This window comes from Kitasatospora aureofaciens (genome assembly GCF_001188955.3).
In the GTDB taxonomy this organism is placed as follows: domain Bacteria; phylum Actinomycetota; class Actinomycetes; order Streptomycetales; family Streptomycetaceae; genus Kitasatospora; species Kitasatospora aureofaciens.
The window spans coordinates 245,183-265,894 of sequence record NZ_JPRF03000043.1 but is presented as its reverse complement, the minus strand read 5'-3'; the positions used below and the strand labels follow the sequence as shown (position 1 = coordinate 265,894).

The window sequence follows — 20,712 nt, the reverse complement described above, 5'->3', positions numbered from 1 at the left end:
GGGCCCGACCGGCGGGCCCGGCCCGGTTCAGAGCTTGTGGGTGAATTCGCTCGCGGGACTGGTGGGCGAGGTGGCCACGCCGACCGTCACGGTGACGTTCACCGTGTCGACCCCCCGGGGCACCTTGGCAGTGAGCTTGGTGTCGGAGACGAAGCCGACGTGCTCGGAGACGGCGCCGTTGAACTTGACGACGGCGTCCTTGGTGAAGCCCGAACCGCTGATGGTGACCGTGGTCAGGGCCGACCCGACGTTCGGGTCCACCTTGCTGACCACCACGGGCGCCGGCCCACCGTAGGCGAACTGCGCGAGTGGGCAGGCAGCGGAGGTGCCCAGCCGGTGGGTCACCTGGACGTCGACGAGGCCTACCCCGTCCGGCACCTTGGCGGTGATCTGGGTGCCGGCCGGGTTGACCGTGACGGTGCCCGGGTCGCAGGCGATGGGGCCGAAGTCGATGTGGTTGCCGAGCTTGACCGGGCTGAAACCGGTGCCGGTGATGACCACCGAGGATCCGCTGTTGCCGAAGGTGGGCGTCATGCCGTGGACCACCGGCGCGGCGGGCGGGATGGGCGCCCCGACCAGCGTCAGGTAGAGGGGGTCGCTGTGCTGGTACGCGACCTGGCCCAGGAAGTCGGCGACCGTGCTCCTGACCAGGTCCCCGTCGTAGAACTGGTACGTCGTATTCAGGGACACGGTCGTGCCCGGCTGGACGTACTCGTAGTTCTTCTTGAGCTCGTTGATCTTCTCGATCAGCCCCGTCACCACGGGGTTCGCCTTCGGCCCCGGGTCGGGGTACCACTTCTTGGCACTGTCGAGGCTGTTCCAGGCGAGCGGCACCATGTCGTAGAAGTTGACCACGTGATCGTTGATGACCCACGGCACGCTGTTGACGAAGGTGGCGAAGCTCTGCAGGCCGGCAGTGGGAGCCGCGAAGGTAACGAGCCCGAACTGCGGGATCTTCTTCCAGCTCTGCGCCTGCGCCCGCAGGTACGGTGCGAGCATGGTCGCGATGCAGCCGCCCAGGCTGTGGCCGGTGACGAAGACCGTCGGCGGGCTCGGCGCGGCTTCGACGAGGGCCTTGAGTGCCTGCACCAGCGTCGTGCCCGGGCTGCCGAAGGCACTCTCCGGCACTGACTCGCCCAGCACCTCGCCGACCTCCGACAATGACGGCGAGTGCATTGTGGCGACCTGCGTGAACGCCGCCATGGCCCCCTTCGACACCGCGATCGCCTGCGAACCGGCCGGGGTGAACGGGACGACCGTGCCGACGTCGAGGTCCTCCAGGATGTCGGGAAGACTGCCGATCGTCCCGCGGCTGACCACCGCGAACTGGTTGGATTTGTCGATGGTCCGGGCGATGTACGCCATGTTGGCGTTGTCTGGGCTCAGCGCCAGCCAGGCCACCTCCCAGACGCCCTTGGTCGCCAGTGTGGTGATCCTCAACTGCTGGTTGATGCCCATGACGGCGCGTGCCGTCTGCTCCGTCCGGGTCTCCCCGGACGGCCGGGGTGTCGCTGAGGTGGCCGCCAGCGCGGACAGGGTCATGCATACCTGATGAACCACCGACAACGATGGCTGTTCAGTCGTCATGAATTGGATCGTATTCGACCCGTTCTCTCGGGCGACGAACTGACACACCATCACACCCACTCGACCGAACGAGGTTTCCTTGACCTCACCGAGCGCCACCGCCGGGTGTGTCCAGCCAACGGCTCTTGCAAGACTTTCGTAGCCGGTGATCGATTCAACTCGTCCATGGTGTCGCTTGGTTGGCGGTGGGGTGCTGTCCGGGTGCGTTGTCATGGTGGGGGACCTGCTGCCGCGGCTGGCCGCGGTGCAGGTCGAGCGCGTGCAGGCCAGTGGGGATCTACTGAGGATCACTGCCCGGGCCAGGGATGACTTGCAGGCGGCGCGTCCGTTGTGCGGGCAGTCGTCGGACTGGGTGCACTCTCGATACGAGCGGCATGTCGCGGACGAGGCGGTGGGCGGTCGGGCGGTCGTGATCGACTTATCGGTGCGCGTTCACCGCCTACCGCGAGCTTCCGCACCAGGGTCCGCGACAACGACCCGGCCCTCGCCGACCAGGAGCCGGCCGACCGGACGGTGCATTGGTGACGCCGTACCTGGCCCGGTCACACCCGCGCCGGGTACCCGCCGGTCGCGCTGGTCGTCACCGGCGCCGGACCCGTCGCGCTGGCCAACCGGCAGCAGGCCGTCGCGGACCTGTCCGCCGACTGCTGGCGCGGCCGGTGGTGCAGGGAGGTCCGTGACTACAACGACGACGGCTGGCGAGAGTGGTCAGTGGCTGTTGTTGTTCCGATCTTGAACGGTGTCGCTCGAACGAGAGTCTCAGTATCGGGTGACCACGGTGGGTGCCGGACATGAGAGCCCGCGTACATGGTCGTCTCGCCACAGATCGTCGCTTGAGACTCGCCGTGGTCCCCAAAGACGGAGTGTCGCCCCTACCCGGATCGTCGACGCGCGAGATGGACGATGATGTCGGCGGCGATCTCGACTGTCTCGGAAAGGACCCGCGTGATCGCGCCGTACGCCTGCTGTCGCTTCGGTTGGGGCAGTTGGAGATAGGCCGAGACCGTCGGCAGGTAGCCGACGTAGTCAGGAGCGCTCGTCGTCAGGCGCCGTTTGATGACGGCTTGCTGAATGTCGAGGAAGAACGGAGACTGCTGCAGCTTCGTGCCCGGCCACTGCATTTCCTCATCAGGATCAGTCCCGTCGGGAGATGGAACCGCGTCGCTTTCCAGGAACGGCGCCCTCTCCGCACGCACAGACTCCGCAACAGCTGGGTCAACCGGCTGAACCTGGCCACCGAATGAGGCGAACAGCTCTCATTGAACCGCCCTCTGAACGCCTTCCCGTGCCGGTGCGCCCTCAGCCCCCAGCGCTCCCAACAACCACAGCCCGCCCGCTGCGCGCCGACCAGGGATGAACGACGGCCGCGCTGGCGCAGCCAGCGCGGCCTTTCCGACCCGCTGGCAAGCCCGGTGAGAATCGCCACCGCGACCCGTTGTCCCGGGCCCGAATCACTCCGGCAGCACTTCCGGTGCCGCTTCCGGTCGCCCCTCTCCTTGATGGGGCATCAACGCAGGTCAGAGTCAGACCCCTTATCCAGGCCGCCCAGAAACGCCGACAACCCTTCTGTCGCCTGGCGCGGCTCCATCAGGGTCTCGCTCCGGGCCACTCAGGCCCTTCGCCCAACCCCCGAACTGTCCGTCGTTGGAACCGAGATGCCAGTGGGGCTGGACATGAAGTGGCACGGCGTTGGACAGCCGGGACACCGTTCGGCTGTGCCATCCGCCGGGCAGGGCGCGGGGTGCGCTGGTTGCGCCTCCCGTGGCCAGCCGGCAGTCTGCAACCTGCGTGGCCGTGGTGATGGTGAGCGCCCGGCGACGGCCGAACGCCCATCCGGGCCCCGCCGGGCCGGGACATCCGCAGCGCGGACAGAGACGCTCTCTCGTGGAGAAGCGGACAGAGAGTCACAGCCCGGCCATCTCGGTGTCCCCGTCGTAGTCGACCGGCGCGGGGCCGCCGGTCGTGCTCCGTCGCGCGTCCAGGAGCTTCTTGCCCTTGCGGCTGATGGCCTTGCGAAGGTTGTCGCCGTTCTCGCCGGTGTACAGGAACTGCGACATGCTCGGCACGTCGTAGCCGTGGTCTTCCCGCAACTCGGCTATTTTCAACTGTAGTTCGTCGGGCGCCTTGATGGGATTGAGGTCGGGCCCGGTCCCTGCGTCGTGGCGCTGCTTCCAGTCCTGGCACCAGGAGTTTCGGGGCAGGAGCCGCTCGATGACAGCCGTGAGTGCGGCCTTGCCGTCATCGTCGATCTTTCCGCCCTTGATGAACTGCTTGTCCTCTGCCGCCGTCTTCACCCGCTTTCGTGGCCGGCTCTCGATCTTGCTGGACCTCGTCGGCACGTGCCGCTGGGGGCCCTCCTTGAGGTGCTTGGCGATCATGCTGCCGAACTTCTCCGGATGCCTCCCGACCACGCCGCCCAGGTACTCGTACGTCATGCCCTGCTGCGTGTGGTACTGCCCGGCGAGGTCCAGCGCACGGTGCCAGTCGGCCTTGGTGGGGGCCCGACGGTCGGAGCCGAGGTTCCACAAGTCGTGGAGTTCCCGGGCCTGTTCCGGGGACAGGGTCTCGCCGGTGCGGCGCCAGGTGCTCTGTGCCGCGCCCGTGCCGATGCCAATGTGGGCCGTCTCCTGCTCCCAGGTCCGCTCCAGCCTCCGCTCAGGGATCCGCCGGTACGGCATGTCCTCCGGGCCGTCCTCCGCGTCACTGTTCGGGGGCGTGTTGTCGGCCTGCCGGGACGCGTACTTTCCAGGCACCCGGAGCGTGGGACCGCCCCGTCGTTCCTCGGCCCCCTCGGGCGCCCCCTCGTTCCATCCCGCCGGGGTGCTCGTAACCTCCTCCTCGACCATGTGCCGGATGAACCCGAGGTAGTGCTCGTCGATCATGTGCCGGTGGTGCTCGTACAGGCTGTTCACGGAACTCTGGAAAAAATGCCCGTAGTTGGGGTTGAAGCTCAACTGCCCGAATCCCAGCCGCTCCCTGTAGTACATGAGCGCCGCGGCGCAGCCCATGCAGGGGCGGTACTTGCCGCTGATTGCCAGGGGGCCGCGCACATCGTGCTGCGGGCGGATACCGGCGGCGCTCAGGGCCAGGAGGAGCTTCTGTTCGGCGTGGACAGACCTGTCCGGCCTCCCTTGTTTCGCCCCGCCGGGCCCGCTGCCGAAGCGGAGCAGGAACACCCTGCCCTCGTGGGCGGTATCGGTGAGCATCTCCCGCAGGTTCTCGCTGTGCAGATCCAGGACGATGACCGGCTGGCTCAGCTTGGCGTGAAGGGCCTGCGCCGCGGGATCGTTGCCACGGCCCTGTTCGCCACCGGGTGTGCCGCGCTGTCCGTCGATGATCGCCTTGTTCTTGCGCCGGTAGCTCGCCAGCTTCTCACCCACGTTCCGCTGCTCGTGATTGCGCAGGCCCTTGGAGCGGCCTTCCTCGCTCTGCTCGATCGCCAGCAGCTGCTCGACAGTCGGGGCAGCTCCCGCCTCCTCGCTGCCGACCTGCACGAGGGTGTCGACCGACGCGTCGAAGTTCGACGCGAAGACCAGGCGGTCGTTGATCAGCATGCCCTGGACCTCGCGGTCGTCGCCCTCTTCCTCGACCTTCGGGTCCTGCACCCTGGCCCGCTCCTGGGCACCCTTCATGCTGTCGAAGAGGAGGACGCTGGTCTCGGTGAGCGTCTGCTGGGCTTCCTGACCCTCCTTGGAACGGGGAAACCGCATGTCCATCTCGGCGTGCGCCCGCCCCTGCCGCAGGCCGCCGTACTCCTTCATGAGCGGTTCGTCGGCCCCCTCGGGGACCTTCTTGATCTGGTTCTTGATCTCCTTCATGATCTCGCCCGGAGCCCTGCCCGCCGACGAACTCCCCGCGCCCGAACCGTCCTGGGGCATCCGCTGGACGACCGGCCCGGGGAAGGTTCCAGACCGGATCATCTGCACGACGGCCGTGTTACCCACCGACCTTTGCATGGCCAGGAGAGTCATGGGGGCGCCCGGTACGGATATCGGGACACCGGTCGGCCGACTGTCCTGCCCCCGACCGCGGTCCTGCTGCTCCTCGCCCCGTACCGCCACCTGCCGCTGCCGCTGCCGCATGCGTCCTAACCTCCTGATCCAGCGGGTAACCACCACGATCTCCCGGTTGTGGTGCGCGGTACATGTCCGGCGGGCTGCATCCAGGGGCAGAGATCCTTGCCCACGCGGCCTCCCTACAGGGTCAGGAACGAGCGGCGTACGCGAGGAACTCGTCCCAGGCGGTGAGGGAGAGGGAGAGCTGCCCTCGCTGCTTGTCCTTGGAGTCGAGGATGTGGATGGTGCGGGGAGAGGCGGCGACTTCTACGGTGGACCTGGAGGTCGCCGCCTCGCGATGGCGACCTCCAGTGCATTCTCACAGCCGCAGCGCTCGACCTCGCCCGGCACGGCCTACCAGGCCCACGCCCAGGGTCTCCAGCCGGCCGATCTCTCCGGGCTAGCCTGTCCTGCCTCGCCTTCTGATTGTTCAGCCAGGTGCCCAGCGACGTCCGGTCCTCCCTGCGCGTGCGCGGCACCCTCGCGTGCCCTTCCCGCTCGACGAACGCCGCGAGCGCGGCCGGGCCCTGCCCAAACCGGTCGGTCCAGGGCCCCGGCAGGCGGGCGAACCGCTCTCGGCGGCCATCCGGCGGGCCCCGGTGGCCTCGACCTCGATCTCCAGCAGCCGTTCCAGCGCGGCGGTCACCGACATTCGCTCGCTACGGGCCTGGTCCAGGACCTGGTTCAGCGCCTCGGCGACGGTCGGGTTCTCCTCGTCGGCCAGGTGCAGGTCCGCCATCGCCGAGCGCACCCCGGATGCCGCGGTGCCGACCAGGACGATCAGCAGTCGCGGGAAGGACCGCCGGCGCCGCTCCCATGCCCGGCCCCGGCCCTCCGGCCCTGGCTGCTCCCACAGGGCGGCGCAGGCCGACAGCTGCGCCGCGGTCTCCTCGGGGCCGACTCCGGGGAGGTGGCGTTCGACGAAGGCCCGCTGCCGCTGCCGCTCGTCGCCGGTGCCGGCGGTGTACGCGAGCTCGGCGGCGGGTCGGTACACCACGCCGCCGGCGGGCAGCTCCGGGCCGGGGAGGAGGTCGAGCGGTCCGCAGGCCTCGCCGCGGGCGCGGGCGTCGGCGACGAAGGCGGCGTGGAACCGGCCGACGTCGAGCAGGTGCTCGCGCCCGTGCCGCACGGCGAGCTGCTCGCCGTCCAGCGTCTGGGCGGTCGGGCGACGGGCCGCTTCCGGCGCCGCGCCGACCGCACGTGGACACCTCACGGTGCCAAGCGGTCAAGCCGACGCCTCGTACCGGCCGGTGTAGCCTTCGGCCTGTTCGATTCCAAGTGGGGGTGGGCCCGTGGTTGACGTGACACGAGTGATGGAGTCCTTGGCCGAGCAAGGTGTGACGGTCCTGTTCAAGGCTGATGCCGAGCCGATCACCCCGTCCGAGATCGCGGTCCCGAGCGGGTAGTCGTGGGTAACCGGGCCGAACAGCGCCTCGTCGTCCATGGAAGCGATCAGCTCGGCCGCCTCGATCCCGGCCATCGCCACCCGTAGCCGGTCCGTCTCCTTCCCCGCCCACAGCCGCGGCGTGGCCGTCATGAACACCCTGCGGTCACACGGAATCCGGGCATTGTCAGGATCGCCGCCCACGGCCGCCCAGCCTTGGGGACTGCTTTCCGGCCGAGAGGCTCACCGCCCTGCTGCGGCCGGAGGCCATCGCGGGCAGCGGGGTGCCCGTGGCCTGATGGGCGCAACTCAGCCTGGCCGGATGCCCTGCCCGTCGGCAGCTGCAGCAAGGATGGTGAAGCCGCCCACGACGGCGTACGTTTCCTGACGGCCCGGACCCCGGGGTGAAGGCCACACGCGGTGCCCCGGTCAGTGTGGGCCGGGCCACAGCGCGGAGGCGTCGTCGCGCTGCTCGTCCGGCAGCCGGACCGGCCTGACGGGCACCGTGTGCGTCGCGCCGCCGCGGGTGACGGTCCACCGGCAGCTGCTGCCGGTGTAGCTCAGGGCGACCAGCACGAAGGCGTCGTCCGCGTAGAGTTCGACGTACTCACCGACCGTCAGGATACGCAACCGCCTCGGCTCGTCGGGAAGTTCGGTGGACGCGAGGACCGCGTCACCAGGCCCCTGGACCCCGAGCCGGCCGTCCGCCCACCGGACGGTCAGCGCCGGGGCGCCGTCGACGCCCGTCCGCAGCACGACCTCGGTCGGTCCGGCGACCGCCACGTCCCCCACCGCGTGCAGCACCGCCTGCTCACCCGGCTCGTCCAGCCAGCCGTCCAGTCCGGGCCACCATGTCAACCGCGGCGCCCCGTCGTCCGCCCGGGTCAGGGCCTTCGGCTGGGCGAGCATGCCCCGGCAGGTGGCGCCGGAGTCCTGGAGCCCGACCCGGCGAGGCACAGTGTGCAGCACGACCCGGGCGCCGTCCGGCGCGGTGACGACCCGGGGCGCGTACGCCAAGGGCGGCCCGAGCGGACCGCGTCGTACCCACGGGCCGTCCAGGTGCGGCGCGGTCCAGGCTTCGATGTGGCGGGTGGCGCCGATGGAGCCGAGCAGCAGCCAGCCATCTTCCAGCCGTTCCAGGACCGGGCACTCAAACTCGTCGACGTCACCGGGCGACAGCAGGGGCGGGTGCACCTGCCAGTGTTCGAGGTCGTCGGAGGTGGCCAGTCCGACGCAGCCGCCGCGTTCGAACGGCAGGGCGGCGTCGCTGGCACAGACCACCATGACCCAGCCGGTGCCGTCGTCGTCGCGCACCACGAACGGGTCGCGCCAGGCCATGCCTTCGCCGGTCCGGTACCAGCGCGGATCGGCACGGACCACCGGTTCGGTGCCGTGCCGCCGCCAGCCGGTGCCGTCCGCCCGGTCCGAACGCGCCAGGCCGACCGACTGCAACGGGCCGCCGGAGGGCAGGGTAGTCACGCCGGTGTAGAACATGGCCGTGCCGTTCCCGTCCGGGACCGGGTGCATGGTCCACACCGCGTGCTCGTCGAAGCGGCCGGGCAGCCCCACCCCGAAGGCGCCGCCCTGCGGCCGCCAGTGCACGAGGTCGGGGGAGGTGGCCCTGCCGTAGGAGGTCTCCGCCTTGATGGCGTCGAACGGGTCCGTCCACGGCCCCTGCAGGTGGAGGACGGTGTAGCCGTCGTCCCCAGGGAGGACCGCGAAGTCGTTGAGGCATAGGCCGGGAGGTGCGTAGCGCAAGGACAGCTCCTGTCGTGCCGGCGGAACAAACGTGTGCGTCAGGGCGTGCTCCGTCTCCCCGCCCCTGGCGAAGTCGCCTTAGTACAACCGAACGCAAACGCTTGCGCAAGTGCGTTGGGCGGCTTACGGTTCGGTGACCCGATCGACAGCCGAGAGGAGCCGCAACGTGGCGGCCAGCATTATCGATGTGGCGCGGGCGGTGGGCGTCTCCCCTTCTACCGTCTCCCGCGCGCTGCGCGGACGGGACGGGGTATCCGACGAACTGCGCGTCAGGATCATTGCTGTGGCCGCAGACCTCGGCTACACGGCCTCGCGCAACGCATCGAGCCTGGCCAGCGGCCGTACGTGCAGCATCGGCGTCCTGGCGCCGTACGTCGGCCGGTGGTTCTTCGGCACCGTCGTGGACGCCGCCGAGCGGGTGTTCAGCGCCGCCGGGTATGACCTGCTGCTGTACAACCTCGGCTCCGTGGACAGCCGCAAGCGGTTCTTCGCCGAACTGCCCGTCCGCAAGCGGGTGGACGCGATTCTCTCGCTGCTCATCCCGACCGGGGACGAGGCCGAGCGCCTGCGGTCCCTCGGTATCCCGCTGGCGATCACCGTCGGTGGCCCTCGACCGGGCTTCACCACCGTGGGCATCGACGACCGGGCCGGCGCCGAACTCGCCACCCGCCATCTCGTCAACCTCGGCCACCGCCGAATCGGTCGGATCGGCACCCGGCCCTCCGCTCCGCTGTACTGGACCACCCCCGACCTGCGCCGCCGCGGTTACCTCGACGTGCTCGTCGACGCGGGCATCCCGCACGACCCGGACCTGGAGGCGGACGGGGAGTACACCGTCGAGGGCGGCGAACGCGCCATGACCCGGCTCCTCACCGCCGTTCGGCCGCCGACCGCCGTGTTCGCGGAATCCGACGAGATGGCCATGGGCGCGCTGCGCGCCCTGCGGGCGCACCGGCTGCGCGTCCCGGAGGACATCGCCATCGTCGGCTTTGACGACCACGAGCTCGCCGACGTAGTCGGGCTGACTACCGTCGCCCAGCCCGTCGCTGAGCACGGGACCCAGGCCGCCAGCCTCCTGCTCCGCCTCCTGCGGGACGACACCGACGTCCCGGATCACGTCGAACTGCCCACCCACCTGATCGTCCGCAACTCCACGGCTCCCCACCGCGGTTCCCTTCACGGAGACATCGAATGACCGACAGCCGCCACGTCCGTCTGGGCCTGCTACTCGCCCTACCAGCCGTCGCCCTGACCGCCTGCGGCGGCACGGGCAGCACGGCCGCCACCTCGGCCGGCGACGGCACCGGCACCATCACCATCTGGGCGCACCAGGGTCAGGACAGCGAGAACACCGTGCTGCAGAACGCGGTCAACTCCTTCAACGGCTCACAGAGCGCCATCAAGGCCACGCTTAAGTTCGTCCCGGAGAAGGACTACACCAAGACGCTGACCGCCACCAGCGCCTCTGCCCTCCCGGACATCGTGGAGTTCGACGGTCCGATGATGTCGAGCTTCGTCTACAACAAGAAGCTCAGCCCCATCTCCGACTACGTCTTGCCCGCGACCGTCGCCAACGCCACCGCCGCCGTCAAGGCCCAGGGCACCCTGGACGGGAAGCTCTACGGCCTCGGCATGTACGACTCCGGCCTCGGCATCTACGCCAACAAGAAGCTGCTGGACGCGGCCGGGGTCAAGTACCCCGCCAGCGTGCTCGATGACTGGACCGCCGCCGACTTCACCGCCGCGGTGCAGAAACTCGCGGCCGCCAATCCCAGCCACAAAGCGCTCGACCTCAAGGAGGACTACGGCCTGGCCACCGAGTGGGGCACCTACGGCATGTCCCCGATCGTCTGGTCCGCCGGTGGTGCCCTGGTCAAGCAGGGCAAGGCGGCCGGCGCCCTCGACAGCCCGGCCGTGGTGGACGCCTTCCGGACCTTCCAGTCCTGGAAGCCGTACGTGGACGCCGACACCGACGGAAACGCCTTTGTCAACGGCCGCGTCGCGCTCAGCTGGGTCGGCCACTGGGCCTACCCCGCTTACAGCAAGGCCCTCGGCTCCGACCTGACGGTGCTGCCGCTCCCGGACTTCGGCAACGGCGCCAAGACCGGCCAGGGCTCCTGGGCCTGGGGCATCAGCTCCGGCTCCCAGCACGCCAAGGCGGCCGGCAAGTTTCTGGACTACCTGCTCGACGACACCAACGTCACCGCCATGACCACCGCCGACGGCGCCGTCCCCGCCACCAAAACCGCGCTGGCGGCCAGCCCGCTGTACCGGACCGGCGGCCCGCTCCACCTGTTCGCCCAGGAACTCGCCGAACCCTGCGGTGACACCGACATCACCAAGTCCTGCGTCGCCGTCACCCGGCCCCTCACCGCCGGATACCCGGTCATCACCGCCCAGTTCAGCCAGGCGCTGAACGACATCTACGGCGGCGCCGACCCGCAGACCTCGCTCGCCAAGGCCGCCCGGGCGATCGACCAGGACTTCTCCGACAACGATGGATACTCGCTCACCAAGTGACCGCGGCCGGGTGGCCGGCCGGCCGCGCTCGCCGGCCCGCCGGCCACCCGCCGGGAACAGGACCCCGCCCATGTCCACCGCCGTCAGCCCCTCGCCCACCCCGGCGCCATCCCCAGCCGCCGCCCGGCCGACCACCCAGCGCCGCCGCAGCCGGGACTGGGTGCACGCCCTGCTGATGACCGCCCCCGCGCTGGCCGGACTGATAGCCTTCGTCGCCGTCCCGTTCGGCTACGCCGTCGTGCTCTCCCTCCACAAAGCCCGGCTCGGCTCCGACCGGCCACCGGCCTTCGTCGGCCTGGAGCAGTACCGCCGGATCCTCACCGACCCCGACCTGTCCGGCCGGTTCCTGCACGCCCTGCTCAACAACCTCACCTTCGCCTTGGCCGTGGTCCCGCTGCAGACCGGCCTCGCGCTCGCCCTCGCGGTGCTGCTCAACCGCAAGCTCCGGGCAATCGGGCTGTTCCGCGCGGTGTTCTTCCTGCCGGTGGTCTTCCCGATGGCCCTGGTGGCGGTGATCTGGCGGCTCATCCTTGCCCGTAGCGACCAGGGCATCCTCAACTCACTGCTTCACCAGCTGAGCTTCGGCCACTGGGGTTCCTTCGACTGGCTGGGCTCCCCGCTCACCGCGATGGCCTCCGTCGTCGTGCTCTCGGTGTGGCAGGGCGTCGGCTTCCAGATGGTCATCCTGCTGGCGGGGTTGCAGGCCATCCCGGACGAACGGTACGAGGCCGCGCAACTCGACCGGGCCTCCCGCTGGCAGCAGTTCCGGCACGTGACACTGCCCGGCATCCGCACCACCCTGATCTTCGTCGCCCTGCTCACCTCGGTGCTGTCCTTCCGGGTGTTCGACCAGGTCTACATCCTGGTCCGCGGCGGCGGGCTGAACGAGAACGCCACCCGGACCGTCATGTACGAAGCGGTCACCACGGCCTTCGACCAGAACAACATCGGCCGCGCCTCGGCCATCACGGTGGTCTTCTTCCTGATCGTCCTGGTGCTGACTCTGGTCCAGCGCCGAGTCGCCCGAGGGGACGACGCATGAACCGCACCATCCGGCGGATCGCCGACCATACCGTCCTCGGCCTGCTCGCCCTGGTCTTCGCCCTGCCCGTCCTCTATCTGGTGATCGGCAGTCTCAAGCCGTCCGACCAGGTACTCGCCGGCCTGTCCGGCTTCCTGCCCACCAACCTGTCCCTGCACAACTACGCCGCCGTCCTGCACAGCCTGTCCTCGGACAGCACCGGCCACTTCTGGCGGTTCATGGGCGTGTCGCTGCTCGTCGCCGCCACCGTGGTGGCCGGCGGCCTGGTAGTGAACTCGATGGCCGCCTACGCGCTGTCCCGGCTGGAGTGGGGCGGGCGGAAGCTGCTGTTCACCCTGGTCCTGCTGTTGATGCTGATACCGTTCGAGTCGGTGGCCGTGCCGCTGTTCTACCTCTTCGACACGCAGCGGAACACGGTGTGGATCCAGGCCGCGCCGTTCATCGCCAACGCGTTCTCGGTCTACCAGTTCCACACCTTCTTCCAGGCCATCCCCGTCAGCATCGAGGAAGCGGCCCGGATCGACGGCGCCGGACCATGGCGAATCCTGTTCCGGATCATCTACCCCATGAGCAAACCGGCCTTCGCCTCGGTCGCGATCCTCACCTTCCTTACTCAATGGGGCTCGTTCCTTTGGCCGGTGCTCATGGTCGACGATCCCTCCGTACGGCCCTTGCCCCTGGAAATCAGTGTCTTTCAGGGCCAGCAGCCGCCGGACTGGGGGCAGATCCTGGCGTTCGGCGTGCTGCTCGTGCTCCCAGTGGTCGTGGTGTTCGCCTTCTTCCAGCGGTGGTTTGTCCAGGGCGTGGCCGGCTCGGCCGTCAAGGAATGAGAAGCGCGGCATGAGAGGAGAGGTCAGAGAGATGCCCCTGCGACCGATTACCGTCCTCGGGGAGTCTGCGGCCGACGCCTTCCCCGGCGGCAGCACCCCCGACGGCGGCCTTGCCCTGCGGGTGCTGCCCGGCGGCGGCCCCGCGAACACCGCCGTCGCCCTCGCCAGGCTGGGCACCCCCACCCGCTTCCTCGGGCGGATCTCGACCGACCCGTTCGGCCAGCTGTTCCGCGCCCGCCTCGCCGCGTCCGGCGTCGATCTGACCGGCTGCGTCAACACCGCCGAGCCCAGCACGCTCGCCGTCGCCACGCTCGACGAACAGGCCCAGGCCACCTGGACCTTCTACGCCGAGGGCACCGCCGACTGGCAGTGGACCACCGACGAACTCACCGCCACCCGCACCACGGAAACAGCTTGCCTGCACACCGGCTCGCTCGCCCTGGTCCGCGACCCCGGCGGCCAGCGGATCGAGCAGCACCTCGCCTGGGTCCGGGAACACGCCACCGTTTCCATCGACCCCAACGTCCGCCCGCTCCTTGTCCCGCCCGCCGACTACCGGGAACGCCTGGACCAGTGGTGCGCCCTCGCCGACATCCTGCGCCTCAGCGAGGAGGATCTCGCCGTACTGCTGCCCGGAGCAAGCCCGGCCGACGCTTGCCACCGCTGGCACGAGGCCGGCGCGCGGCTGGTCGTGGTCACCCTCGGGGAACGCGGCGCGTACGCCCCCCTCGACGGTCACCCGGTCACCGTACCGGCGCCGCCCACCTCGGTAGTCGACACCGTCGGGGCCGGCGACTCGTTCACCGCCGGCCTGCTCCACCGGCTCAACCAACTCGACCTGCTCGGCAGTCGGCTGGACTCCCTGACCCAGAACGCCGTGGCCGACGCCTGCCGTTTCGCCGTCCGGGTCGCGGCCCTCACCTGCTCGGTCGTGGGTGCCAACCCGCCCTCGGCGGAAAGCCTTCGGTGACTCACCAGGCTGCTATCGCGCCACCATCACCAGGTCCGCCACTGGACCGCCTGGCACCGGCACATCACCCTTGCCATGCTCGCGCTCGCCTTCCTCGCCGCCCTCGCAGCCGACGCGACACCGGCCAGGCCCGCCGACCCGAACCGCTCCGCCCGCAGCACCGACCCGATCGACCTGACCGTCCCCGAGATCCGCCACCTGCTCAGCTTGACTCTGCCGGGTCGTGGGCCGCATCACCGAGCTGCGCGCCCACCGCGCCCAGGCCGACCCCACGCTGCGGCCGCCGAGACCGGAACGGGGGGCGAGCAGCCGCCGGCGGTGGTGGGGCCCCCGATCGAGTGGCTGCGGATCGACGCGAAGCGGCACACGGCGCGGGTCCTCCAGACGGTGAAGCTGCGCGCGTTCAACCCCCGGGCGACCGAGTGGCAGCGCATGCACGCCGTCGCCGCCAGGTTCCACCTCGAGCACGGCCACCTCGAACCACCGACAAGACCATCCACGGCGAGCTGATCTCCTGGCTCGACCGGCAGCGCTACCTGAACGGCCAAGGCCTGCTCGATGCCGCCCGGGTCTCGGAGCTGGACGCGCTCGGCATGATCCGCCGCCGGGCAGCCGGGATGACCCTGGAGAACACCGCGGCGCCGGGACCGGCGAGGCGCGGGTAAGGATGGTCCGCCAGCTCGCGCTCGACCTGATCCACCAGTTCGCGGTGGCCTCACTCAAGACCGGCTTTACGGGTAGCGTCGCGGCCGCCGCCTGCCCATGGCGAGCGCGTGCACCTGGTGCGGCTCAGAGCCAGCCGCGGTGCGCTGCCTTGATCCCGGCTTCGAAGCGGCTGCTGGCGTCGAGGCGTTCCATGATCGAGGACATGTGGCGCCCGACGGTGCGGGAGGAGATGCCGAGGCGTTGGCCCGCGGCGTCGTCGGTGAGGCCGGAGCCGAGCAGGCGCAGGAGTTCGCGTTCGGTGGCGGTGAGGCCCGTGCGGGGGTCTTCGGTGTGGGTGGCGCCGAGGGGGACGGCGGTGTGCCAGGCCTGTTCGAAGAGGTCGAGCAGCGCGGCGAGGATGCCGGGTTCGGTCACGTACAGGGCGCCCTTGCGGTTGTCCGCGGGGTCGATGGGGACGAGTGCCTGGCTGCGATCGATGATCACCATGCGTGGCGGGATGGTGGCGGCGGTGCGGACCTCGCCTCCTCGGCTGAGCAGCCAGTGGGCGTAGGTGGCGACGTGGGGTTGGTTGCGGGTGGAGTCCTGGTAGAGGGTCCGCAAGGTGATGCCGCGGGAGAGGGCCGCGGCGTCGGTGAGTCGGCCGGCGGCGAGGTCCTCGGGCCGCTGGTTGCCGGGTTGGCTGCCGAGTGCTTCGGTGGTGGCGCTGTGGCCCATGCGTTCGAGCCTGGCCTGGATGGCGTCCATGCCGAGAAGGCGTTCGCCGTGGGTCGTTCGGTGTTCGGCGCGCTCCGCGACCATGCGTGTGACGGCTGCCCGTGATGCCGCCAACTTCGCCTGCCGGTCGGCGATTTCGGCTTCCTGCCGGGCGAGGGCGTCGGTCAGGGCGATGTCGGGGCTGATTGCGCGTAGCTGCCCGGGACGTTCGGCGGAGACTCGTACGAGGGTGAGTCGGGCCAGTTCTTCGAGGTGGTCGTGCACCTGGACGGCGGTCTGGCCGCAGTGTGCGGCGATCTCGTCCACTCCGTAGGAGGGGTGGTCGAGCATCGTCTGGTAGGTCGCCGGCCAGCGCGTGATCGAGGCGGTGGAGAACGGCGCACTGCACGAGATCTACTCCGACCCGGACGGCACTTGGCACGACAACGCCGTCGCCGGCGTCGGTGGCGGGATCAGCGCGGTCTCCGTCCAGGTCAAGCCCGACAGCACCCGCGTGATCGAAGCCGTGGAGAACGGCGCGCTGCACGAGATCTACTCCGCCCCGGACGGTACCTGGCACGACAACGCCGTCCCCGGCGTCGGCGGCGGCATCAGCGCACTCGCCGTGCGCGTCAAGGCGGACGGAAGCCGTGTGATCGAGGCCGTCGAGAACGGTGCCCTGCACGAGATCTACAGCGCCCCGGACGGCACCTGGTACGACAACGCCATCCCCGGCCAGGCCGGCAACGCCACGGCCCTCTCGCTCGACCTGCGCAGCTGATACTCAGTCGGCGAGACCGCGTGCCCGGTACGGACTCCCGTACCGGGCACGCCGACCTGTTCCGGCACCGGAATACCGGGCCGAGGGTGCCCCTAGAGGCGTTCGGCGAGCTTCTCAACCGCGTCCGGATCGCCGGGGCGCAGTTCGGCCTCTTCCAGCCCCTCCGGCGTTCGCGCAGTTACTGGTTCTCCAGGGTGAGCCGGTTGACCGTCCTGATGACGGCGGCGCGTCCGGCGTGGCAGTCCTCGTAGTCGAGGCGTCGGCGGATGCTGGGACGATCGGCCCGTCGTCCTGCACGCCGACCTCGCCGATAGCCCCGCGCCCGAGCCCACGGCGTCCTGCGGAAAACCGCAGGACGGCCGGGTGGACGACCGCATGGCGGGCCGCACAGCCGCTGCCTAGCGTGAACCGCATGATCGCAACGCCGCCCCAAGCCCCGCTGCTCGCCGCCGCCTTCACCGTCTCGGACACCAACACCGCCGAGCCCGCCGGCGGCATCGCCGGATGGGCCGTCGACACCATGGACGCCCTCGGCGCCGCCGGCGCCGGGCTGACCAACCTCGTCGACACCGTCCTGCCGTTCGTCCCCAGCGAGATCGTCCTGCCCGTGGCCGGATTCGCCGCAGGCCAGGGCCGATTGAACCTGGCGGCCGTCATCGTCTGGACCACGGTCGGCTCCGTCGCCGGATCCTGGATCGTCTACGCCGCCGGCGCCCTCCTGGGCCGCGAGCGCACCCGCGCCCTCGCCGCCCGCATCCCCCTCGTAAGCGCGCACGAGATCGACCGCGCCGAGGCGTGGTTCGCCCGCCGCGGGCGCACCGCCGTGCTGCTCGCCCGCATGGTGCCGGTGGTGCGCAGCCTCATCTCGATCCCCGCCGGGATCCAGCGCATGCCCTTCGCCGCCTTCACAGCCCTGACCGCCCTGGGCAGCCTGATCTGGAACACCGCCTTCGTCCTGCTGGGATACTGGCTCGGCGACAACTGGCAGATGGTGGAGGAGTACGGGGGATGGGTGTCCAAGGCGGTCGTGGCGCTCGCACTCCTGGCCGCCGCCCGGTGGTTCGCGGTACGCCTGCGCCGCCGCCCGGGCGCTCGGCACCGGGCGTGAGGGCCGCCCGCGCCGCGGCCGGCATCGCCCTGGGCGCCCTCACGGCGCTCGCCACCCCCGCCCTCCTGGCCACGGCCGCCCTCACCCGCTGCGCCCGCCTGCCGCTGCGCCTGGCCGCACTGGAGCAGCGGCGCGTGTCCGCCCTGCTCGGCGGCCCCGAGCCTGCCCCCGAGGGCGTCGAAGCTCGCCGGGCCGCCGCCTACCTGTGGTGCCGCGTGCCCGTGGGCCTGGCCGGCGGCGGCGCACTGCTCCTGCTCGCGGCGGGCGCCTGGACGGCCGCCTCCGGTCTGGCGCGCTGGCTGGCCGGGCACGACGCCGACGGGATGGGCCCCAGCTGGCCCGTCGCCGGATACCTGCTCACCGCCGGACTGCTGCTGCTCTTCCTCGACCTGGCCGGGCTGGCCGCCGTCGCCGACCTGGAGCGGCGCCTGGCCCACCGCTTCCTCGGCCCCGACGAACTGGCCCTGATGCGCCGCCGGATCGACGAACTCGCCGCCTCCCGCTCGGGGATCGTCGAGGCCGTGGACGCCGAGCGGCGCCGCATCGAACGCGACCTGCACGACGGGCTGCAGCAGCGCCTCATCGTCGTGGCGATGCTCCTGGGCCGCGGACGCCGCAAGAACTCCGAGGAGCTCTACCGCCAGGCGCAGGCCGAGGCGGAACAGGCCCTGGAGGAACTGCGGCAAGTCGCCTGGCGGGCCTACCCCGCCTCGCTGGACCAGCTGGGACTGCGCGAGGCCCTGGCCGTGGACGCCGAACGCTCGCCCATCCCCGTGCACATCAGCGGCGATCTGGCCCGGCGCCCCGCCCCCGCCGTCGAGACCGCCGCCTACTTCGCGGTGCGCGAGGCCCTCACCAACGCGGCCAAGCACGCCGGCGCCACCCGGATCGAGGTGGCGATCGGCCAGGACACCAGCCTGGTACGGGTGTCGGTGCACGACGACGGACGCGGCGGCGCCGACCCCACCGGCCCCGGACTGTCCGGCCTGCAACGCCGCATCGCCGCCCTCGACGGACGCCTGCGCGTGGACAGCCCGCCCGGCGGCCCCACCCACGTCGTCGCGGAGCTGCCGTGCGCCTGATGATCGCCGAGGACTCCGCCCTGCTGCGCGTGGGCCTGGAGCGCCTGCTGCTCGACGAGGGCCACGAGGTCAGCGCCGCGGTCGGCGACGCCGACGCCCTGCTGGCCGCGGTCGCCGCCGAGCCCCCCGACGTCGTCGTGATCGACGTGCGGATGCCGCCGAGCCACACCGACGAAGGACTGCGGGCCGCGCTGCGGCTTCGCTACGAGCACCCGGCGGTGGGGGTGCTGGTGCTGTCCCAGTACGTCGAACAGCGGTACGCCGCCGAACTGCTGGCCGCCGACACCCGGGGCGTGGGGTACCTGCTGAAGGACCGGGTCGCCCGGGTGGAGGAGTTCCTGTCCGCGCTGGAGCGGGTGCACGGCGGCGACACGGTCTTCGACCCGGAGGTGGTGCGCCGCCTGCTGGCCCGCACCCGCCACACAGACGACCTCGAACTGCTGACGGAGCGCGAGCGCACCGTGCTGACCCTGATGGCCCAGGGATGCACCAACGCGGCCATCGCCCAGCAGCTGTTCGTCTCGCGCAGCGCGGTGGAGAAGCACGTCAACGCGGTGTTCGACAAGCTTCGGCTGCCCCGCGACGAAGGCAGCAACCGGAGGGTACTGGCGGTGCTGCGCTTCCTGGGCAGCTGACGCTCAGGCGGCGTAGGCGTGCCGGAACACCTTCACCGCGCCGTCGGCGACTTCGGCCGCCACGGCGGGTCGGGCCGCAGGCCGTCGGCCGCGGGCCGGGCGGGACCGGGGTCGGTGAACGGCAACCTCCTCTGCTTGCACGTCGGCAACCCCGTCAATATGCCGGTGCAGGCACCCGTGACGGTCCGTGGGGACTGGGAGAAGCTGCTGCCCGAGATGGCGCAGGCGCGGGCCGTCGTCGAGATTCCGGGCCTGCCCGACGCCCTGTCGGCCGCCGCGGCGATCGACTGGTCGATCGAAGGGACGCCGATCGGTGACCGCCCGAAGACCGAGGAGTGCCCCGAGGGCCTGGCACCCAACACGATGGCGCGCATCCGGGCCGGGATCGATCGCTTCTGGCCGGCACCCGACGGCCGGGCCGACGCCGGACAGGGCGCGCTGTTCGGCGACGTCCTCGCCGGCGGCCGCGCGACCCCGCTGCTCGTGCCGACCGGAGGTACCTGGCGGACCGGCGCTGGCCGCACGATGTCTTCGGGCACCGGTAGTTGTAGCTCGCCCGGTTCCGGCCCATGTCCTTGCCCGGCTGGTTGAACACCTGCATTGAGTCGACCCACTCCGCGCAGCCGGGGGCAGAACGCCTTCGGCCGGAGCCACTTGTCCGAGTCGGGGTGGCGGCCCGAGGCTCTTGTGCCAGTACGCGATGAAACCCCGTTCCCTTCGATGGGGAGCTCCGACGTCGGAGGCACGTAGTACCTGCCAGCGTGCATCCATCCCCGCGGAGGCGAGGTCAGCGAGTACGGCGCTGAGTGCCCGCAGATGATGTTCATCTCCGGCGTCACCCAGACACCACAGGCAGGGCTCCACGTCGCCATCGGTATTCGAGCGAGCGGGGGTCGAGAGCAGGCCTCGGACATTTTCCAGAATCACCAGGCAGGGCTTGAGAGTTGATATGGCGCGGGCGATGGTGTGCCACAGGCCCGAGCGGGTGCCCTCGGCCAGTCCGGACCGGGTTCCCGCCACCGAGACGTCGGTGCACGGGAACCCGGCGACGAGGACGCAGACCGGCTCGACGGTGCTGAAGTCGACCTGGGTGATATCACCCAGGTTGGGGACGCCGGGCCAGTGGTGCTCCAGGATGGCCGCGGCGCCGGGGGCCGGGTCCGCGTGCCAGGCGATCTGGCCGCCGAGGACGGACTGCACGCCCAGGTCGAGGCCGCCGTAGCCCGAGCACAGTGAACCGATGCGAAGACCGGTCACCGCGTCTTCCTGGGCGCGATCAAGGCGGCCGGGTTGTCGACGCGGGCGACCTCGACCAGGGTGGCGCCGGCCATCGACCGACGCGTGGTGGCCGAGCTGTAGGTGTCGCCGGTGACGTTGTTGCGCCACAGGTTGCCGGCGAGCGTGAGAGGTGCCGGTCGGCCTCGGTGAGGGCGAAAGCTGCGTCCCGCAGAGCGGTGCACCTGGCTACGCCACCGACTCGGGTATTCGATGCGCAAGGGTCGGGTCGGAGTGGGAGGTCGGGCCCGCCGACTTCCCACTCCCCCACCGCGGGGAGGCCTGGACGGCGGAGCGCGAGGGGCGCTCCGCCGTCGGTAACGGCC

Annotated in this window: 17 protein-coding genes and 3 pseudogenes; 11 read left to right on the top strand and 9 right to left on the bottom strand. The window is 70.7% G+C overall.

Annotated features, from left to right (window positions below; all coding sequences use genetic code 11):
• Positions 1 to 27: 27 nt before the first annotated feature.
• The 6 genes and pseudogenes from HS99_RS27380 to HS99_RS27355 form a co-directional block, all read right to left on the bottom strand.
• Entirely contained in the window at positions 28 to 1,587 is a 1,560-nt protein-coding gene (locus HS99_RS27380; RefSeq protein WP_030555794.1) for an IPT/TIG domain-containing protein, read from the bottom strand.
• A gap of 872 nt (positions 1,588 to 2,459) precedes the next feature.
• On the bottom strand, positions 2,460 to 2,783 hold the full coding sequence (locus tag HS99_RS27375) for a hypothetical protein (RefSeq protein ID WP_141763831.1): 324 nt from the start codon (positions 2,781 to 2,783) through the stop codon (positions 2,460 to 2,462).
• 708 nt (positions 2,784 to 3,491) lie between these two features.
• The gene (locus HS99_RS27370; RefSeq protein WP_141763830.1) at positions 3,492 to 5,513 is read right to left on the bottom strand and encodes a hypothetical protein; all 2,022 of its coding nucleotides are present in this window, start codon (positions 5,511 to 5,513) and stop codon (positions 3,492 to 3,494) included.
• A 277-nt stretch (positions 5,514 to 5,790) separates the two neighbouring features.
• Positions 5,791 to 5,910: pseudogene (locus HS99_RS41680) on the bottom strand (DUF397 domain-containing protein); the annotation flags it as partial.
• A gap of 957 nt (positions 5,911 to 6,867) precedes the next feature.
• Positions 6,868 to 7,179, bottom strand: coding sequence for a hypothetical protein (locus HS99_RS44250; protein ID WP_141763829.1), 312 nt, complete (start codon positions 7,177 to 7,179; stop codon positions 6,868 to 6,870).
• Between the two features lie 276 nt (positions 7,180 to 7,455).
• Positions 7,456 to 8,784: a glycoside hydrolase family protein gene (locus HS99_RS27355; RefSeq protein ID WP_030555805.1), complete on the bottom strand. Its 1,329-nt coding sequence runs from the start codon at positions 8,782 to 8,784 to the stop codon at positions 7,456 to 7,458.
• Positions 8,785 to 8,950: 166 nt separating this feature from the next.
• Between HS99_RS27355 and HS99_RS27350 the strand changes: the two genes are divergently transcribed.
• From HS99_RS27350 to HS99_RS48720, 6 genes and pseudogenes are all read left to right on the top strand, one after another.
• Positions 8,951 to 9,979 (top strand): LacI family DNA-binding transcriptional regulator, encoded by a 1,029-nt coding sequence (locus HS99_RS27350; RefSeq protein ID WP_030555807.1) that lies wholly within the window; start codon positions 8,951 to 8,953, stop codon positions 9,977 to 9,979.
• Entirely contained in the window at positions 9,976 to 11,304 is a 1,329-nt protein-coding gene (locus HS99_RS27345; protein WP_030555809.1) for an extracellular solute-binding protein, read from the top strand. Before HS99_RS27350 ends, HS99_RS27345 begins: the two co-directional genes overlap by 4 nt.
• A gap of 70 nt (positions 11,305 to 11,374) precedes the next feature.
• Positions 11,375 to 12,346, top strand: a complete 972-nt coding sequence (locus HS99_RS27340; RefSeq protein WP_030555811.1) for a carbohydrate ABC transporter permease — start codon at positions 11,375 to 11,377, stop codon at positions 12,344 to 12,346.
• Positions 12,343 to 13,176 (top strand): carbohydrate ABC transporter permease, encoded by an 834-nt coding sequence (locus tag HS99_RS27335; protein WP_030555812.1) that lies wholly within the window; start codon positions 12,343 to 12,345, stop codon positions 13,174 to 13,176. The genes HS99_RS27340 and HS99_RS27335 overlap by 4 nt, the downstream gene beginning before the upstream one ends.
• Before the next feature lie 31 nt (positions 13,177 to 13,207).
• Positions 13,208 to 14,146, top strand: coding sequence for a carbohydrate kinase family protein (locus HS99_RS27330; RefSeq protein WP_030555813.1), 939 nt, complete (start codon positions 13,208 to 13,210; stop codon positions 14,144 to 14,146).
• Positions 14,147 to 14,170: 24 nt separating this feature from the next.
• Positions 14,171 to 14,350: pseudogene (locus HS99_RS48720) on the top strand (IS701 family transposase); the annotation flags it as partial.
• A gap of 585 nt (positions 14,351 to 14,935) precedes the next feature.
• On the opposite strand, the gene HS99_RS27320 reads toward HS99_RS48720, so the two are convergent.
• Positions 14,936 to 15,856 (bottom strand): helix-turn-helix transcriptional regulator, encoded by a 921-nt coding sequence (locus HS99_RS27320; protein WP_046386420.1) that lies wholly within the window; start codon positions 15,854 to 15,856, stop codon positions 14,936 to 14,938.
• A 25-nt stretch (positions 15,857 to 15,881) separates the two neighbouring features.
• Between HS99_RS27320 and HS99_RS27315 the strand changes: the two genes are divergently transcribed.
• The 5 genes from HS99_RS27315 to HS99_RS47070 all read left to right on the top strand — a co-directional run bounded on the left by HS99_RS27315 (position 15,882) and on the right by HS99_RS47070 (position 19,702).
• Positions 15,882 to 16,286 carry a hypothetical protein gene (locus tag HS99_RS27315; protein ID WP_030555819.1) on the top strand — a complete coding sequence of 135 codons (405 nt, stop codon included), beginning with the start codon at positions 15,882 to 15,884 and terminating at the stop codon, positions 16,284 to 16,286.
• A gap of 412 nt (positions 16,287 to 16,698) precedes the next feature.
• Positions 16,699 to 17,394, top strand: a complete 696-nt coding sequence (locus HS99_RS27310) for a DedA family protein (protein ID WP_046386424.1) — start codon at positions 16,699 to 16,701, stop codon at positions 17,392 to 17,394.
• Positions 17,391 to 18,476: a sensor histidine kinase gene (locus HS99_RS27305; RefSeq protein ID WP_030555822.1), complete on the top strand. Its 1,086-nt coding sequence runs from the start codon at positions 17,391 to 17,393 to the stop codon at positions 18,474 to 18,476. The genes HS99_RS27310 and HS99_RS27305 overlap by 4 nt, the downstream gene beginning before the upstream one ends.
• Positions 18,476 to 19,111: a response regulator gene (locus HS99_RS27300; RefSeq protein ID WP_198429387.1), complete on the top strand. Its 636-nt coding sequence runs from the start codon at positions 18,476 to 18,478 to the stop codon at positions 19,109 to 19,111. The genes HS99_RS27305 and HS99_RS27300 overlap by 1 nt, the downstream gene beginning before the upstream one ends.
• A 114-nt stretch (positions 19,112 to 19,225) precedes the next feature.
• Positions 19,226 to 19,702, top strand: coding sequence for a hypothetical protein (locus HS99_RS47070; protein ID WP_050366234.1), 477 nt, complete (start codon positions 19,226 to 19,228; stop codon positions 19,700 to 19,702).
• Positions 19,703 to 19,801: 99 nt separating this feature from the next.
• On the opposite strand, the pseudogene HS99_RS48535 reads toward HS99_RS47070, so the two are convergent.
• Positions 19,802 to 20,368, bottom strand: a pseudogene (locus HS99_RS48535) (DNA cytosine methyltransferase); the annotation flags it as partial.
• Positions 20,365 to 20,571 (bottom strand): hypothetical protein, encoded by a 207-nt coding sequence (locus tag HS99_RS47065; RefSeq protein WP_030555827.1) that lies wholly within the window; start codon positions 20,569 to 20,571, stop codon positions 20,365 to 20,367. The pseudogene HS99_RS48535 and the gene HS99_RS47065, both read right to left, overlap by 4 nt.
• Between the last annotated feature and the right edge of the window lie 141 nt (positions 20,572 to 20,712).